This is a genomic window from Streptomyces sp. NPDC020422, assembly GCF_044386705.1.
Classification (GTDB): domain Bacteria; phylum Actinomycetota; class Actinomycetes; order Streptomycetales; family Streptomycetaceae; genus Streptomyces.
Genome location: NZ_JBIRVJ010000009.1, coordinates 204,416 through 219,921 on the forward strand (window position 1 = coordinate 204,416; position 15,506 = coordinate 219,921).

Genomic DNA, 15,506 nt, shown 5'->3' on the forward strand with positions numbered 1-15,506 from the left:
TTCGGTCGGCTGATGGCGGCTGGCCCGGTCGGGTGTCGGTGATTCGGTCGGCTGAGGTCGCCCGGTCGGGTGACGGTGATTCGGTCGGCCGACGGTGGCTCGGTCGACCGATGAACCGACACGGGTTTCCACAGGGGGTTTTCCACAGGGGTGGCGGAGCGGTGCTTCCGTCCGCTTCCATGAACTCGTACAGAAGAACGAGTACTTGGGGCACACCACCACGCAACTCCTGCGGAAGGAAACGCACGTGACCACGCAAGCCGGTTCGTCCGCCGTCGGCACCTCGACGGCGGACGGGCGGAAGACAGTGCCGGGGCCGCGCGGCGTGCCCCTGCTCGGGAACCTGCCGGAGTTCGGCAAGGACCCGCTCGCCTTCTTCGAACGGCTGCGTGAGCGCGGGGACTTCGTCCGCTGGCGCTTCGGGAACACCCCCGCCCTGTTCATCGCCCACCCCGAGACCATCGGCGAACTGCTCACCGAGGTCGAGCGGACCTTCGACCAGCCCGACCTCGGCATCGCCTTCCGCACCCTGCTCGGTGACGGGGTCGTGGTCTCCAAGGGGGCCGACTGGCGCCGCAAGCGCTCCCTCGTCCAGCCCTCCGTCCGGCCCCGGCAGGTCAAGTCCTACGCCGCCACCATGGCCGAGTGCGCCGTCGACCTCGCCGGGCGCTGGAGCGACGGGCAGCGGATCGACGTCAAGAAGGAGATGGCCGCCCTCACCCAGCTCATCGCCGTCCGCACCATCTTCGGCGTCGACACGGCCGCGGACGCCGAGGCCATCGGGCGCGCGATGGACATCGCCCAGCAGGAGATCGGCGCCGAGTTCAGCGGCATCGGCGCCCTGCTCCCCGACTGGGTCCCCACCCCCGGCCGGGCCCGCATCAAGCGGGCCACCGCCGTCATCGACGCCGAGGTCTCCCGGGTCGTCGCCCGCCACCGGGACGGGGACGGCGACCGCCCCGACCTGCTCAGCCGCCTCCTCGCCGCCCAGGACGAGACCGGCGCCCACCTCTCCGACCGGGAGATCAGGGACGAGACCGTCACCCTCTACATCGGCGGGCACGAGACCACCAGCTCGACCCTCGTCTGGGCCTGGTATCTCCTCTCCCGCAACCCTCGCGTGTCCGAGGCGCTCGCCGCCGAGCTCGACCGGGTCCTCGGCGACCGCGACCCCGGCTTCGACGACTACGCCGAACTCGCCTACACCCAAGCCGTGGTGAAGGAGACCCTCCGCCTCTTCCCCACCATCTGGCTGCTCACCGGCATCGCCAAGGAGGGTGCCGTCCTGGGCGGTGCGCCGGTCCCGGCCGGCACCCGTGTCTGGAGCAGCCAGTGGGCCACCCACCGCGATGCCCGGTGGTACCGCGAGCCGCTGGAGTTCCGGCCCGAGCGATGGCTGACCCCCGCCGAGGGGGAGGAGGCGGAGGAGATACCGGAGTACGCCTGGTATCCCTTCGGCGGCGGTCCCCGGGTCTGCCTCGGCACCCGCTTCGCGATGGTCGAGGCGGTGCTGGTCCTCGCGGTGCTGGCGCGCCGCTACCGGCTCGTCCTCGACCCGGGGGAGATACGCCCGCTGCCGGGACTCACCCTGCAGCCGGACCGGGACGTCCTGGCGACGGTGCGGGCGAGGTCTTCCTGACGGCCCGGGCCCGGACCGCAAGGAAGAGCAGCAGGGCGAAGGGGGACAGCAGGATCGTGAAGAGGAGGAGGGGTCCCATCAGGAAGGGGGAGAGGGACAGGCGGCGCCCCTCCCGGTACATCCACTGACCGAGGAGCAGGTCCCAGGCGATGACCTGGGCCCAGACGGCGCCCGCCCCGTTCGCCGTCGCCGTCAGTTCGCGGAAGACGTCGAGGTCGGGCGAGCTGACCGCCGCCCACAGTTCGGGCACCACCGGGGAGACGAGGACCAGGTAGACGGCGAGCACGGGCAGCACCGTCAGGGGTGAGGCCGTCACGCGGTCGGTGATCCGCCGGCCCGGCGCGAGGATCATCAGGAGCCAGACCGGTGCGGCGAGGAAGAAGGTCAGCTCGAAGAGGAAGCCGGTCATGCGGCGAGCTCCTGAGGTGAGGCCGACGGGGAGGTGCGCAGGGCGAGCGCGGTCCCCGCGAGGGCCAGGGCGACGATGCCGCTGGCCACGGCGAGGGTCGGGCCGTCGGGGGAGAGGAGAGGCTGGCCGCGGAGTGCCTGCCAGGTCACCAGGGCGAAGACCGCCGTGTAGGCGGCGGAGGCGACCAGGACCAGGCGGAGCCGGATCCGGTCGTCGGCGAGCCGGGCGAAGCGCGGGGCGAGCGCGGAGAGCGCCAGCAGGAGCAGCGGGATGAGCTGCAGGGCGTGCATGCCGAAGAAGTGCGCGATGCGCAGGTCTCCGCCGGTGGTGGACCAGCCGGTCAGCGGCATGCCGGGTCCGCCGTCCGGGACGCCGACGCTGTGCGCGCCCAGGGTCGCCGGCTCCTCCTGGGCGAGCTGCTCGGGGGTCGGCCGGACCATCACGAAGCCGATGGCCGCGCCGGCGAGAGCCACGAAGGACGAGAGCCGGACGGCCCAGGCGGTGGCGCGGTCCAGGATCCGGGCGCGCAGCAGCAGGGCCGCGATGACGAGCGCGGCCAGCCAGAGCACGACGACCGTCACGCCCATCGCCTGGAAGAGGGCGGCGTCGAAGGGGGTGGCGGAGTTGAAGTGGCTCTGCTTCCCGCGGACGACCTGGGTGGTGATCAGCACCATCTCGGTGAGGCTCGCGAGGGTCAGGACGGTCCCGGCCCACCATCCGACGCGGCGGGCGCGCGCGGTGGGCAGCAGGGAGAGCATCCAGGCGAGCGTGAGCCCGTAGGCGACGAAGGACACCGAGAACTTGAACGGCTTGGCCCATATCGGCGCGCCGACCAGGACGCGGTCGTCGAAGAGGAGTCCGCCGACGGACACCAGGGCGAGGAGGCCCATCGAGACGGTGAACCAGACCAGGGGCCGGTGGAGTGAGCGCGGTTGTGGAGCCGATGACATGAGGGTCCCCCCGTTGCAACGGAATGGATAGTGGCGCTTTCTGCTATCCGATAGCGTCACTATCTATGATTGGGGGGTCGATGGCAAGGCCGGAGCATGACCGGAAGGATGAACACGCGGTGCGCATTGGAGAGTTGAGTCGCAGGGCCGGTGTGCCGGTGCCGACGATCAAGTACTACGTACGGGAGGGGCTGCTGCCGGCCGGGCGGCTCACCAGCCCGAACCAGGCCTCGTACGAGGAGACGCACGTCCAGCGGCTCCGACTGATCCGCGCGCTGCTGGAGGTGGGCGGCCTGTCCGTCGCGGGCATCCGTGAGGTGATCGCGGCGATCGACGACCCCGAGCGGTCCGTGCACAAGGTGCTCGGCGCCGCGGCGGACCGGGTGGTGCCGTGTTACGAGGGGGAGCGGGGCGACGACCTCGGCGCCGCCCGTGAGGCGGTGGCGGACCTGATCGCCCGTCGCGGCTGGGCGTCCGACCCCAAGGCCCCCGCCGCCGAGGCCCTCGCCGTCGCCCTCGCCGCCCTGGAGAGCGTCGGGCACGGCTCCTTCGCCGAGGTCCTCGACGCGTACGCCGACGCGGCGGAGCGGGTGGCCCGCGTGGACGTCGACTTCGTCGCCCGCAACGTGGACCGCCAGGAACTCGTCGAGAGCGTCGTCGTCGGTACGGTCCTGGGCGACGCCATGTTCGCGGCCCTGCGCCGCCTTGCCCATGTGGACGCCTCGGTCCGGGTGTTCGGCGCGGGGAGGCAGGAGGGGGCCTGACGCCCACGCCGAAGGGGCGGGAGCCGCCGGCCCCCGCCCCTTCGTGGCGCGTGCGCCCCGAGCGCCTCGGTCCGGGCGCGCCGGACCGCGATGCCGGTCGGTCTGCGACGCGCGCCGGTTCGCGATGCGCGCCGGTCTGTGATGCGGGTCGGTCCGCTACACGCGCCGGTTCGCGACGCGCGCCGATCCGCGATGCGCGCCGATCCGCGATGCGGGTCAGTCCGTGATGCGGGTCGGTCTGCGACGCGCGCCGGTTCGCGATGCGCGCCGGTCCGTGATGCGGGTCGGTCTGCGATGCCGGGTCGGTCCGCTACGCGCGCCGGTTCGCGATGCGCGCCGATCCGCGACGCGCGCCGATCCGCGATGCGCGCCGATCCGCGATGCGGGTCAGTCCGTGATGCGGGTCGGTCTGCGACGCGCGCCGGTTGGCGACGCGCGCCGACCGTGATCCGTGTCGATCCGTGATGCGGGTCGGATCGCGACGCGCGCCGGTTCGCGATGCGCGCCGATCCGCGGCGCGCGTCAGTTCTCCTGTTCGCGCTCCACCTGGTCGTTCCACTCGCGCTTGATCGCGCGCCAGGCCTCGTCCGTCTTGCCCAGGCGCCAGTAGCCCGAGATCGACAGGCGCTCGCGCGGGACGGCGCGGTCCAGGCGCAGGTGGCGGCGGAGGTCCTTGACGAAGCCGGCCTCGCCGTGGACGAAGGCGTGGACGTCGCCGGACGGGAAGTCGAGGGTGCGGACGGCCTCCAGGAGTGCCTCGCCCACGGGGCGGGAGCCGCGGTGGAGCCAGGTGACCTCGACGCCCGCCGCGGTCGCGAACTTCTGCTCCTCCGAGCCGTCCGCGACCTCCAGGAAGGCGTGCACCACCGAACCCTCGGGCAGCCGCTCCAGGGCGACCGCCACGGCCGGCAGCGCGCTCTCGTCGCCGACGAGCAGGTGCCAGTCGGCGGCCGTGTCCGGGGCGTAGCCGCCGCCCGGGCCCAGGAAGCGCGCCGTGTCGCCCGGCTGCGCGCCCGCCGCCCAGGGGCCCGCCAGGCCCTCGTCGCCGTGGACCACGAAGTCGACGGTCAGCTCGTGGTGCACCGGATCCCATGCGCGGACCGTGTAGGTCCGCGTCGTCGGCCACTGCTCGCGCGGGAACTCCGCCCGGATCCGCTCCATGTCGAACGGCTCGGGATAGCTCACGCCCTCCGGCGCGAACAGCAGCTTCACATAGTGGTCGGTGTACTCGCCGATCTCGAAGGATTCGAGTCCGGGGCCGCCGAGGACCAGACGCACCATGTGCGGGGTGACCCGCTCCGTGCGCACCACCTGGGCCTCGTAGGCCCTCGGCGCCTTGCGTGCGGGCTGTTCTGCCACGTCGGTCTCCCCGTTCCCGGTCCAAAAACTTAGGTTTGCCTAAGTTAGCCTAAGTTAGCATCCCGGGGTGCTCCGGGCCCAGGGCCCCGAACCGGCCGCGACGGGCGCCTCGCTCAGCGCTTCAGCACCGGCAGCAGGCGGCCGACCGCCCCGCCGAGACCCCAGCGCTTCACCAGCGCCTCCAGCGCCGCCGGGTCCCGGGGCTCGGACGGCAGGACCGCGGAGAACTCCGGCAGCGGCACGTCCCGCGCCACCATGACCACCTTCGGCGCCACGTCCAGGTACTCCGCGGCCTCCACGATGCCCCGCCGCTTCGCCGGCGTCAGCCGCGAGGCCCGGTCGGCCGCCGCCGCCCGGACGCCCGCCAGGTCCCCGTACTCCGTGATCAGCTGCGCGGCCGTCTTCTCGCCGATGCCCTTCACGCCCGGCAGTCCGTCGCTGGTGTCCCCGCGCAGTGCCGCGAAGTCCGCGTACTGGTCCGCCCGCACCCCGTACTTCGTGCGGATCAGCTCCTCGTCGACCAGATCGCACTCGCCGACGCCCTTGCGGGGGTAGAGCACCCGGATCCCGCGTGCGTCGTCCACCAGCTGGAACAGGTCCCGGTCGCCCGTCACGATGTCCACCGGCCCCGCGGCCCGCGCGGCCAGCGTGCCGATCACGTCGTCGGCCTCGAAGCCCTCGGCCCCGACCCGGGCGATGCCCAGTGCCGCGAGCACCTCCTCGATCACCGGCACCTGCGGCGACAGCGTGTCCGGGATCTCCTCCTCGTCCGGCCCCGACGCCGTCAGCTCCGCCACCCGGTGCGCCTTGTACGAGGGGATGAGGTCGACCCGCCACTGCGGCCGCCAGTCCGCGTCCCAGCAGGCCACCAGGTCGTCCGGGTGGTGGTCCTGGACGAGCCGGGTGATGAAGTCGAGCAGCCCGCGGACGGCGTTGACCGGCGTCCCGTCGGGCGCGCGGACCGAGTCCGGCACGCCGAAGTACGCGCGGAAGTAGAGGCTGGCGGTGTCGAGGAGCATCAGGCGTCGCGTCACACCCCGATCATGCCGCACCCCACCGACAACGCCCCCCGCGCAGCACCCGGCCGACGCGGCCCCGCGGACGCACCCCTCAAGTGACACGGGTCACCTTTGCGTTTGCCCGGGAACCGCCGGGGCAGGCGCGTGCCCGGAGCGGACCCGGCACGGCATTCGACGAATGCCGTGCGCACCGGGCCGAGCGGACAGAACCCGCCCCGCTCCACGGCCCGGCTGCTGCGGGGGTGGCGGGCCGTTTTTCGTTGCTACCCGTGAGGTATATGTGTCCAGGCTCCAGGCCGACCACCTGTTCAAGGTGTTCGGCAGACGACCCGACGAAGCCGTCCGGAAGCTCGCCGCGGCGGACGGCTCCGCCGACCGCGACGCGCTGCGCGCCGACGGAACAACCGCCGCGGTCATCGACGCGTCCTTCACCGTCGAACCCGGTCAGATCTTCGTCGTCATGGGTCTGTCGGGCTCGGGCAAGTCCACCCTCCTGCGCATGCTGAACGGCCTGCTGGAACCCACCGCGGGCCGGGTCCTCTACGACGGCACGGACCTCACCGCGCTGGCTCCCCGCGAGCTGCGGGCCGTCCGCTCCCGGAAGATCAGCATGGTCTTCCAGCACTTCGCGCTCTTCCCGCACCGCAGCGTCCTCGAGAACGCCGCCTACGGCCTCGAGGTCCAGGGCGTCCCGCGCGCCGAGCGCGAGAAGCGCGCCGCGGAAGCGCTCGAACTGTGCGGCCTGGCCGGCTGGGAGTCCTCCTGGCCCGACGAGCTCTCCGGCGGCATGCAGCAGCGTGTGGGCCTCGCCCGCGCGCTGGCCACCGACGCCGACCTGCTCCTCATGGACGAGTCGTTCAGCGCGCTCGACCCGCTGATCCGCCGCGACATGCAGGACCAGCTGCTGGTGCTCCAGCAGAAGCTGAAGAAGACCATCGTCTTCATCACCCACGACCTCAACGAGGCCATGCGCCTCGGCGACCGCATCGCCGTCATGCGCGACGGCCGGATCGTCCAGCTCGGCAGCGCCGAGGACATCCTGGTCCGCCCCGCCGACGACTACGTCGCCTCCTTCATCCAGGACGTCGACCGCACCCGGGTGCTCACCGCCGCCGCCGTCATGACCGACGGCGCCGTCGCCCCGGGCGACTGCCCGCCCGACTGCTCCTGCCGTTCGGTGGCCCCCGACACCCTCCTCGCCGAGCTCTGCGCCGTCTCCGCGCTGGCCCCGCACCCCGTGGCCGTCGAGGACGCCGACGGCACCGTCCTCGGCGTCGTACCGAAGGACCGGCTCCTGGCCGCCATGGGAAGCCTCACCGGCCAGCCGGCCGACGAGGCCCCCGGTCGGACGGGCGGCCGGGCCGCCGACCGCCCCACCGGTCAGGCGGCCGGGAAGGCCCCCGCCCGGCCCGCTGCCCGGACCGGCGCCCGGGAGGTGAGCGCCCATGCCTAGGCTCCCCCTCGGCGAGTGGGTCGACAGCACCGTCGACTGGCTCCAGGCCCAGCTGTCCTGGCTCTTCGACGCCATCACCACCGTCGTCACCGGCCTCTACGACGGCATCGACGCCGTCCTGTCCGCGCCCCAGCCGCTGCTCTTCGCCGGCATCCTCGCGATCGTCGCCTGGTGGCTGCGCGGACTGACCGCGGGCGTCCTCGCCTTCGCGGGCTTCGCCCTCGTCGACTCCATCGAGCTGTGGGACGACGCCATGTCGACCCTCTCGCTGGTGCTCGTCGCCACCCTCGTCACGCTCGTGATCGCCGTACCGCTCGGCATCTGGGCGGCCCGCTCCAAGACCGTCAGCGCCGTGCTGCGCCCGGTCCTCGACTTCATGCAGACCATGCCGGCGATGGTCTACCTCATCCCCGGCATCATCTTCTTCGGCGTCGGCGTGGTGCCCGGCATCATCGCCACCATCGTCTTCGCGCTGCCGCCCGGCGTCCGCATGACCGAGCTCGGCATCCGGCAGGTCGACGGCGAACTCGTCGAGGCCGCCGAGGCCTTCGGCACCACCCCGCGCAACACCCTGCTCCGGGTCCAGCTGCCGCTCGCGCTGCCCACGATCATGGCCGGCGTCAACCAGGTGATCATGCTGGGCCTGTCCATGGTCGTCATCGCCGGCATGGTCGGCGGCGGCGGGCTCGGCGGCGCCGTCTACCGGGCCATCGGCAACGTCGACATCGGCCTCGGCTTCGAGGCGGGCATCTCCATCGTCATCCTCGCCATGTACCTCGACCGGATGACCGGCGCACTCGGCCGCCAGGTCTCCCCGCTGGGCCGCCGCGCCGCCGCCAAGGCGCGCGCCGCGAGCGCCGCCCGGGCCGGGGCGAAGGTCTGGGGCCACCGCCCGCAGCCCGTCACCGCCCTCGTCGGCGTCGTCGTCCTGGCGCTCGTCGCCGGCGGCATGGGCTTCCTCGGCTCCGGCGGCGCCTCCTCCACCTCCGCCTCGGGCGCGAACACCGGCCACGGCAAGAAGATCAGCCTCGGCTACATCCCGTGGGACGAGGGCATCGCCTCCACCTTCCTCTGGAAGGAGCTCCTGGAGCGGCGCGGATACGAGGTCGACACCAGGCAGCTGGAGGCCGGTGCGCTGTACACCGGTCTCGCCGGCGGCCAGATCGACTTCCAGACCGACTCCTGGCTGCCCGTCACCCACGCCCAGTACTGGGAGAAGTACCGGAACAAGCTGGAGGACCTCGGCTCCTGGTACGGTCCCACCTCGCTGGAGCTCACCGTCCCCTCGTACGTGAAGGACGTGAACTCGCTCGCCGACCTCAAGGGCAAGTCCGGGCAGTTCAAGGGCCGGATCGTCGGCATCGAGCCGAGTGCCGGAATGATGGGGATCCTCAACGACAAGGTCCTCAAGGAGTACGGCCTGGACGGCGAGTACAAGGTCGTCGACGGCTCGACGCCCGGCATGCTGGCCGAACTCAAGCGCGCGTACGACAAGAAGGAGCCCATCGCGGTCACCCTCTGGTCGCCGCACTGGGCCTACTCCACCTACGACCTCAAGAAGCTCCAGGACCCCAAGGGCGCCTGGGGCAAGGGCGACGGCGTCCACACCCTGGCCCGCAAGGGCTTCGCCGCCGAGAACCCCGAGGTCGGTGCCTGGCTGAAGAACTTCAAGCTCAGCGAGGCGCAGCTGACCGGCCTGGAGGCCGTCATCCAGGAGACCGGCAAGGGCAAGGAGCAGCAGGCCGTGCGCACCTGGCTCGACCGGAACCCGGGTCTGGCGGAGCGGCTCGCCCCGCAGTAGACCCGCCCCGCACGAGGGGAGAACGACTCCGTTCCGAAAAGGGGCGGTCGCCGAGCGTGTTCGGCGGCCGCCCCTTTTCGCCACGACGCGAAACCCCGGCCCAAAGCTGCGTAAGGTTCAGGTAACCGACGAGTACGCATGAGGCACGAGACACGAGGGAGGGGGCCGACATGGACGACAAGGAGTCGCTGCGCGTGGGCGCGGCCGTCAAGAGGCGCCGCAGGGCGCTCCAGCTCACGCTGGCCGTCGTCGCCCAGCGCAGCGGCCTGTCCGTACCCTTCCTCAGCCAGGTCGAGAACGAGCGGGCCCGCCCCAGCGACCGCTCGCTCCAGGCGGTCGCCGAGGCCCTGGAGACCACCGCGGCGGAACTGCTCGCCGCCGCCGAGGCCGCCCGCACCGTGGACGTCGTCCGCTCCGACGAGGAGCTGTGGGAGATGCCCCCGGGCGTCCGGCCGCTGGTCCGCGGCCGGCACCAGCTGCAGGCCCTGGAGTTCACCGGCGAGCAGGACGCGGGCCGCGAATTCCTGCACCGCAACGACGAGTTGCTGTACGTCGCGGACGGCGGCGCCGAGATCGAGGCCGAGGGCCGCGCCTACCGCCTGGAGCGCGGCGACACGCTCTACCTCTCCGGCGGGGTGCGCCACCGCTGGCGGGCCACGCTCCCCGGCACCCGGCTGGTCTTCGTCTCCGTCGCCGACCACATCGAGGCCGCGGAGGCGTGAGCAGCCATCGGGGCCGCGGAGGCGTGCGCGGCCGGAGCCCGCGGGTCGTCTCGCTCGTCCCCTCGCTGACCGAGGCGGTCGCCGTCTCGGCGCCCGCCGGAGCGCTCGTCGGCGTCACCGACTGGTGCACCCACCCCGCGGACCTGGGCGGCGCGGTACGCGTCGGCGGCACCAAGAACCCGGACACCGCCGCCGTCGCCGCCCTCCGCCCCGACCTGGTCATCGCCAACGAGGAGGAGAACCGGGCGCAGGACCTCGACGCCCTGCGGGCCGCCGGTCTCGACGTCCTCGTCACCGAGATCCGCACCCTCGACCAGGCCTTCGCCGAACTCGACCGGGTCCTCACCGCCTGCGGGGTGCGCACCCGGCCGCAGTGGCTGGACGCGGCCGAGGCCGCCTGGGCCGCCGTCACTCCGGACGAGCCGCCCCGCACCGCCGTCGTGCCGATCTGGCGCCGCCCCTGGATGGTGCTCGGGCGCGACACCTTCGCCGGCGACCTCCTCGCCCGGCTCGGCGTCCGCAACCTCTACGCCGGGCACCCCGACCGCTATCCGCGCATCCCCGTCGACGAGCTCAACGCGGCCGCGCCCGAGCTCGTCGTCCTGCCCGACGAGCCGTACCGCTTCACGCGCGAGGACGGCCCCGAGGCGTTCCCCGGGGCCGTCGCCGTGCTCGTCGACGGGCGTCATCTCACCTGGTACGGGCCGTCACTGGCCGAGGCGCCCCGGGTGCTGCGAGCAGCGCTCCGCTGAACAGTCCGCGCAGGGTGTGGCATGCGGCCACCAGCCAGGCGGTGACGAGCAGGACGTACAGCCCGACCGCCAGCCAGCGGAACAGGGCCAGGCCGGTGTGCTGCGCCAGGCCCTCGGCTCCGGTCACACAGGTGCCGACGGGGAAGGTGAAGGCCCAGAAGGTCATCGCGAACCCCATGCCCCGGCGGCGCGCCCGCAGCACCAGGGCACCGGCGAACGCCAGCCACAGCAGCGCGAAGCCCATGACGGGCACGCCGTACAGCACCGCGAAGGCGGAGAAGCCGTGGGCGTACGAGGGGGGCAGGGCGCCCTGGGCGGCGTCGGCGAACTTGTTCGCGGCGGTCGTCGACTGGCCCAGCGGTCCGAGGACGAGGAAGAGGGTGGGGGTCAGCGCCAGGGGCAGGGGGCCGTCGACGACGAGCCGTCCGAAGACCAGGGGCAGCATGACCAGGGTGGCGAGCAGGCTGATGCCGAACATCGCGTAACAGACGAGGAGGAAGGACTCCTGGGCCTGCCCGGCCGGCAGATGGGGTACGAGGAGGGGGCCCAGCGCGGCGGAGACCATGGGGGCGACGACGGGGAGCAGCCAGACCGGGGTCGCGCCCTCGATCCGGTGGCGCGCCACCATCAGGTACGGGATGCCCGCCGCGGCCGCCAGGCCGATCACCGTGCCGGCGGTGAACAGCACGGTGTCGAGGGCGAGGGCCGCGGGCAGGCCGATCCAGTCCTTGCCGACCACCATCGCGCCGCCGCCGACCGCGAGCAGCGCCATCGACAGACAGCCGTAGAACGGGGCCACGGCGGGGTCGAGCAGATGGGCGCGGGCCTGGTCGCGGTGGTGGACCCAGTGCAGCGAGCGGGCCGCGAGCAGGGACAGGAGCATCGTCAGCGAGACGGCCCAGATCGCGGTGCACACGGCCCGCAGCCCGGGGACGTCCACCGGGAGGGTCGCTCCCGCCGTGCCGACGATGGCGGTGCCCATCACCGAGGCGTACCAGTTGGGGCCGAGGTGACGGACCGAGGTCCACCGGCCGCCGGGGGTGGTGGCGGTGGGGACCGGTCGAGAGGGAGCGATTGTTGCCATGCCCCGACCTTCTCGCCGCCGCACGCCCCCCACCAGGGACATCGTGACTATGAGCCCATAAGCTGGCCTTATGAGCAGCGAGCCGAGCGACATCCCGCACCCCCTGTCCCACCGGGTCCCCGACCTCGGCGCGCTCGAACTCCTCCTGGCCGTCGCCCGGCACGGCAGCCTCGGGCGGGCCGCCCGCGAGGTCGGCATCACCCAGCCCGCCGCCAGCAGCCGCATCCGCTCGATGGAGCGCCAGCTCGGCGTCGCCCTCGTCGACCGCTCGCCCCGCGGCTCGCGGCTCACCGACGCGGGGGCGCTCGTCACGGACTGGGCCCGGCGGATCGTGGAGTCGGCGGAGGCCTTCGACGCGGGGGTCCAGGCGCTGCGGGGGCGGCGGGACTCGCGGCTGCGGGTCGCCGCGTCGATGACCATCGCCGAGTACCTGCTGCCCGGGTGGCTGATCGCGCTGCGCGCGGGCCGGCCCGACACGGCCGTCTCGCTCCAGGCCGGCAACTCCGCGGCCGTCGCCGAGCGGCTGCTCTCGGGGGAGGCGGACCTCGGCTTCGTGGAGGGCCTCGCCGTGCCGGAGGGGCTCGACGGGGCGGTCGTCGCGCACGACCGGCTGGCCGTCGTCGTCGCGCCCTCCCACCCGTGGGCCCGCCGCCGCACCGCCCTCGACCCGGCGGAGCTCGCTGTGACCCCGCTGGTCCTGCGCGAACGCGGCTCGGGCACCCGCCAGGTCCTCGACGCGGCCCTCGCCACCCACGGCGGCCTGGCCCAGCCGCTCCTGGAGCTCGCCTCCACGACCGCGGTCAAGGCGGCGGCCGTCTCGGGCGCGGGCCCCGCCGTCCTGAGCGAGCTCGCCCTCACGGAGGAACTCGCGTCCCGACGTCTCGTCGCCGTCCCCGTGGCGGGCGCGCCGCTCCGCCGGGACCTGCGCGCGGTGTGGCCCACGGGACATCGGCCCACGGGCCCGGCGCGGGACCTGCTGTCGCTGACGCGGGCGCGTCCGGGAGGGTAGCGGGCCGTCCATCCCCCCCACGCCCCTGCCCGGGCCCGCGCCCGCAGCCGTCCTGCCGTCGTCCCGGTCCCTGGCGCCCGCCCCCGCGGCCAGGCCCCCGGCCGCGCCCGCGGCCGGTCCTCGCCGTTCCGGTTCAGCCCGTTCGGTCCGTGCGGAACGTCACCCGGCCGTCCACCGTCGTCAGGAGGACCGGCAGGTCCGGCAGGTCCGTGGCCGGGGTCGTCAGGGGGTCGTCCGCCAGGACCGTGAGGTCGGCGCGGTGGCCCAGGGCGAGGTGGCCCGTCTCGTGGGACTCGCTCGCGGCGAAGGCCGCGTTGACCGTCATCGCCCGCAGCGCCTCCAGTGCCGTCAGCGCCTGCTCCGGGCCGTGCGGCGGCTGGCTGAGGTCGCGGCTCGGGCGGCGGTGCCGGGCCCCCGCCATCACGCCGAGCGGCGGGAACGGGGCGATCGGCCAGTCCGAACCCAGCACGACCGTCGCGCCCGAGTCCCACAGGTCGCGACAGCGCCACGCCCGCGAGGCGCGCTCCTCGCCGAGCCGCCGCGACCAGTTGTCGGTGTGGTCCGCCCGCGTGAAGTCGCAGCAGTGCGTCGGCTGCATCGAGGCCACCACCCCCAGCTCCGCGAAGCGGTGCAGCGTGTCGTCCGGCACCGTCTCGATGTGCTCGACCCGGTGCCGGACCGCGGGCCCGCCCCCGGCCGCGGCCTTCTCCACCGCGTCCAGGGCATGCCGTACCGCCGCGTCGCCGATCGCGTGCGTCGCGGTCGGCACACCGGCCCGGTGCAGCTCGCCGATGATCCGCGTGTACGCCTCCGGCTCCGGCCAGAACGCGTGCGTGGACTCGCCGTGGCAGTCCGGGCGCTCCAGCCAGGCCGTGCCGTTGTCGATGGTGCCGTCCATGAACAGCTTCACGCCGTCCACGCGCCACAGCGCACCGCCCGTCCCCTGGAGGGCGATCAGGTCCCGTACCCCGGCCGCGTCCGTACCCGGCTGGCACCACGGCGCCACCCGCAGCCGCAGCGGCAGTTCCCCGGCCTCGTCGAGCTCGGCCAGCAGCGCCAGGCTGTCGCCGTTGGCGTCCATGACATGGCCGCCGGTCAGTCCGGCCGCCGCCATCGCGCGCAGCGCCGCGGCGAGCCGCTGCCGCCGCTCGGCGCGGGTGGGCTGCGGCGCGACCCGCTCCACCAGTGCGCAGGCAGCGTCCTCCTGGAGCAGCCCGGTCGGTCGCCCGTGCGTGTCGCAGACGACCTCCGCCGATGCCTGGTCGAACTCCCGCGGCCCGTCCACCCCGGCGAGTTCCAGCGCCCGCCGGCTGGCGAGCGCGGAGTGGGCGTCGAAGAGCAGGAGGAAGGCGGGGACCCCGTCGAGCACGGAGTCGAAGGGCGCGATGCCCACGGGCTGATCGCCGAACACGTTGGGGTCGAGGCCCCACCCGAACAGCCACGCGCCGCGCCCGAGCCGCCGCACCTCCCCGGCGAGTGCCTCCCGGACGTCGGCCACGTCCGCGCAGCGCGACAGGTCGAGCCCGTGCGTGAGATCGGCGCCGGAGACCGGGTGCAGGTGTCCGTCCACGAAGCCCGCCGTGACCACCGCGCCCTGGAGGTCGACGACCTCGGTCCCGGAGTCGGCGAGCCCGCGGATCTCCCTGTCGTCGCCGAGCGCGCAGATCCGCCCCGTATCGGACACGGCCAGCGCGGTCTGCGGCAGGAAGGCGCCGCTGCCGGGGTCGAGCAGGCGCGCGGAGGACAGGACGAGACGGGTACGCACGAGGGGCTCCTGAGAGGGGAGGGAGGGGGAGTGGGGGAGGGATCCGGGTGGGTGGGGGAGGGAGGGGCTCATGTCCGAGCGCGGCGGCGCCTGAAAGCGGCGGGTGGCGGCCGGAAGCAGCGCGCCGCGCCCCGCCCCGCCCCCTCGCTCACCCCAGCGCCCCGTGCGCCAGCCCCAGCTCCCGCTCCGCCGTCGTCACCGCCAGTCGTGTCACCGCCGCCGGGCGGTTGCTGCGGTCGGTGTTCGCGTGGGCGCCGAGGCCGTCGAGGACCACCAGGATCTGGATGGCCGTCGTCCGCGGGTCGTCCGTGCGGAACTCGCCCCGCTCGACGCCTTCGCGGATCAGGCCCTCCAGGCGCTCGTCGGAGGCCAGTTCCATCTCGGCGACGCGGTCGCGCAGGACGGGGCGGTAGCGGCTGAGGTGGCGCGCGTTGATCCACAGGCGGCTGATGTCGTCGTAGGCCTCGCCCGACGAGAGCGTGAAGTAGCGCGCCAGGTACTGCGTGGGCGTCCCGTCGGGACGGTCGGCGGGCAGCAGGGAGTCGAGCTCGCCCAGGGCCGCGACGGCGAAGGCCTCGGCGACGAGCTCCTCCGCGGAGGGGAAGTAATGGCTGATCAGACCGGGCCGTACGGAGAGCTCCTCGGCGATCCGCCGCAGGGTCACGCACTCCAGGCCCTCGGTCAGGGCCACGCGGGCCGCGGTCTCCACGATCTCCGCCCGACGGGCCTCGGGAGACTTGCGAACTCGTTTGCGCTGGACGCTTGACGACATACCGGTGA

14 protein-coding genes are annotated in these 15,506 nt (G+C 73.6%); 7 read left to right on the forward strand and 7 right to left on the reverse strand.

Annotated elements, in window-relative coordinates:
• The first annotated feature begins 247 nt into the window (after positions 1 to 247).
• Positions 248 to 1,639 carry a cytochrome P450 gene (locus tag ACH414_RS25040; RefSeq protein ID WP_382546147.1) on the forward strand — a complete coding sequence of 464 codons (1,392 nt, stop codon included), beginning with the start codon at positions 248 to 250 and terminating at the stop codon, positions 1,637 to 1,639.
• Here ACH414_RS25040 and ACH414_RS25045 read toward each other — a convergent pair.
• Both ACH414_RS25045 and ACH414_RS25050 read right to left on the reverse strand, forming a co-directional pair.
• The gene (locus ACH414_RS25045; protein WP_382546144.1) at positions 1,584 to 2,048 is read right to left on the reverse strand and encodes an ABA4-like family protein; all 465 of its coding nucleotides are present in this window, start codon (positions 2,046 to 2,048) and stop codon (positions 1,584 to 1,586) included. The genes ACH414_RS25040 and ACH414_RS25045 overlap by 56 nt on opposite strands.
• Positions 2,045 to 2,938 (reverse strand): hypothetical protein, encoded by an 894-nt coding sequence (locus tag ACH414_RS25050; protein ID WP_398943562.1) that lies wholly within the window; start codon positions 2,936 to 2,938, stop codon positions 2,045 to 2,047. The genes ACH414_RS25045 and ACH414_RS25050 overlap by 4 nt, the downstream gene beginning before the upstream one ends.
• Before the next feature lie 179 nt (positions 2,939 to 3,117).
• On the opposite strand from ACH414_RS25050, the gene ACH414_RS25055 reads away from it, so the two are divergent.
• On the forward strand, positions 3,118 to 3,762 hold the full coding sequence (locus ACH414_RS25055; RefSeq protein ID WP_398943408.1) for a MerR family transcriptional regulator: 645 nt from the start codon (positions 3,118 to 3,120) through the stop codon (positions 3,760 to 3,762).
• A gap of 522 nt (positions 3,763 to 4,284) precedes the next feature.
• Here the strand turns inward: ACH414_RS25055 and ACH414_RS25060 are convergent.
• Positions 4,285 to 5,121 carry a siderophore-interacting protein gene (locus ACH414_RS25060; protein WP_382546138.1) on the reverse strand — a complete coding sequence of 279 codons (837 nt, stop codon included), beginning with the start codon at positions 5,119 to 5,121 and terminating at the stop codon, positions 4,285 to 4,287.
• 113 nt (positions 5,122 to 5,234) lie between these two features.
• Complete coding sequence (locus tag ACH414_RS25065) at positions 5,235 to 6,140, reverse strand: 5'-3' exonuclease H3TH domain-containing protein (RefSeq protein WP_398943563.1); 906 nt, start codon at positions 6,138 to 6,140, stop codon at positions 5,235 to 5,237.
• 280 nt (positions 6,141 to 6,420) lie between these two features.
• Between ACH414_RS25065 and ACH414_RS25070 the strand changes: the two genes are divergently transcribed.
• The 4 genes from ACH414_RS25070 to ACH414_RS25085 all read left to right on the forward strand — a co-directional run bounded on the left by ACH414_RS25070 (position 6,421) and on the right by ACH414_RS25085 (position 10,868).
• Entirely contained in the window at positions 6,421 to 7,593 is a 1,173-nt protein-coding gene (locus tag ACH414_RS25070; protein WP_382546135.1) for a glycine betaine/L-proline ABC transporter ATP-binding protein, read from the forward strand.
• Complete coding sequence (locus ACH414_RS25075) at positions 7,586 to 9,394, forward strand: ABC transporter permease/substrate binding protein (protein ID WP_382546132.1); 1,809 nt, start codon at positions 7,586 to 7,588, stop codon at positions 9,392 to 9,394. The genes ACH414_RS25070 and ACH414_RS25075 overlap by 8 nt, the downstream gene beginning before the upstream one ends.
• A 170-nt stretch (positions 9,395 to 9,564) precedes the next feature.
• On the forward strand, positions 9,565 to 10,116 hold the full coding sequence (locus ACH414_RS25080; protein ID WP_382546129.1) for a helix-turn-helix domain-containing protein: 552 nt from the start codon (positions 9,565 to 9,567) through the stop codon (positions 10,114 to 10,116).
• A gap of 23 nt (positions 10,117 to 10,139) precedes the next feature.
• The gene (locus tag ACH414_RS25085) at positions 10,140 to 10,868 is read left to right on the forward strand and encodes a helical backbone metal receptor (RefSeq protein WP_382546604.1); all 729 of its coding nucleotides are present in this window, start codon (positions 10,140 to 10,142) and stop codon (positions 10,866 to 10,868) included.
• Here the strand turns inward: ACH414_RS25085 and ACH414_RS25090 are convergent.
• Positions 10,807 to 11,952, reverse strand: a complete 1,146-nt coding sequence (locus ACH414_RS25090) for a TDT family transporter (protein WP_382546126.1) — start codon at positions 11,950 to 11,952, stop codon at positions 10,807 to 10,809. The genes ACH414_RS25085 and ACH414_RS25090 overlap by 62 nt on opposite strands.
• A 70-nt stretch (positions 11,953 to 12,022) precedes the next feature.
• On the opposite strand from ACH414_RS25090, the gene ACH414_RS25095 reads away from it, so the two are divergent.
• Positions 12,023 to 12,961, forward strand: coding sequence for a LysR family transcriptional regulator (locus tag ACH414_RS25095; protein ID WP_382546124.1), 939 nt, complete (start codon positions 12,023 to 12,025; stop codon positions 12,959 to 12,961).
• A 133-nt stretch (positions 12,962 to 13,094) separates the two neighbouring features.
• Here ACH414_RS25095 and ACH414_RS25100 read toward each other — a convergent pair whose 3' ends face one another.
• On the reverse strand, positions 13,095 to 14,726 hold the full coding sequence (locus tag ACH414_RS25100) for an amidohydrolase (RefSeq protein WP_398943412.1): 1,632 nt from the start codon (positions 14,724 to 14,726) through the stop codon (positions 13,095 to 13,097).
• Between the two features lie 148 nt (positions 14,727 to 14,874).
• Positions 14,875 to 15,498 carry a TetR/AcrR family transcriptional regulator gene (locus tag ACH414_RS25105; RefSeq protein WP_382546118.1) on the reverse strand — a complete coding sequence of 208 codons (624 nt, stop codon included), beginning with the start codon at positions 15,496 to 15,498 and terminating at the stop codon, positions 14,875 to 14,877.
• Positions 15,499 to 15,506 lie beyond the last annotated feature (8 nt).

What these genes read in the sequence shown, in the direction of transcription:
- ACH414_RS25080 (WP_382546129.1), top strand. Translation starts at nt 9,565, where the DNA reads ATGGACGACAAGGAGTCGCTGCGCGTGGGCGCGGCCGTCAAGAGGCGC.
- ACH414_RS25050 (WP_398943562.1), bottom strand. Translation starts at nt 2,938, where the DNA reads ATGGGCCTCCTCGCCCTGGTGTCCGTCGGCGGACTCCTCTTCGACGAC.
- ACH414_RS25105 (WP_382546118.1), bottom strand. Translation starts at nt 15,498, where the DNA reads ATGTCGTCAAGCGTCCAGCGCAAACGAGTTCGCAAGTCTCCCGAGGCC.
- ACH414_RS25090 (WP_382546126.1), bottom strand. Translation starts at nt 11,952, where the DNA reads ATGGCAACAATCGCTCCCTCTCGACCGGTCCCCACCGCCACCACCCCC.
- ACH414_RS25065 (WP_398943563.1), bottom strand. Translation starts at nt 6,140, where the DNA reads ATGCTCCTCGACACCGCCAGCCTCTACTTCCGCGCGTACTTCGGCGTG.
- ACH414_RS25045 (WP_382546144.1), bottom strand. Translation starts at nt 2,048, where the DNA reads ATGACCGGCTTCCTCTTCGAGCTGACCTTCTTCCTCGCCGCACCGGTC.
- ACH414_RS25075 (WP_382546132.1), top strand. Translation starts at nt 7,586, where the DNA reads ATGCCTAGGCTCCCCCTCGGCGAGTGGGTCGACAGCACCGTCGACTGG.
- ACH414_RS25095 (WP_382546124.1), top strand. Translation starts at nt 12,023, where the DNA reads ATGAGCAGCGAGCCGAGCGACATCCCGCACCCCCTGTCCCACCGGGTC.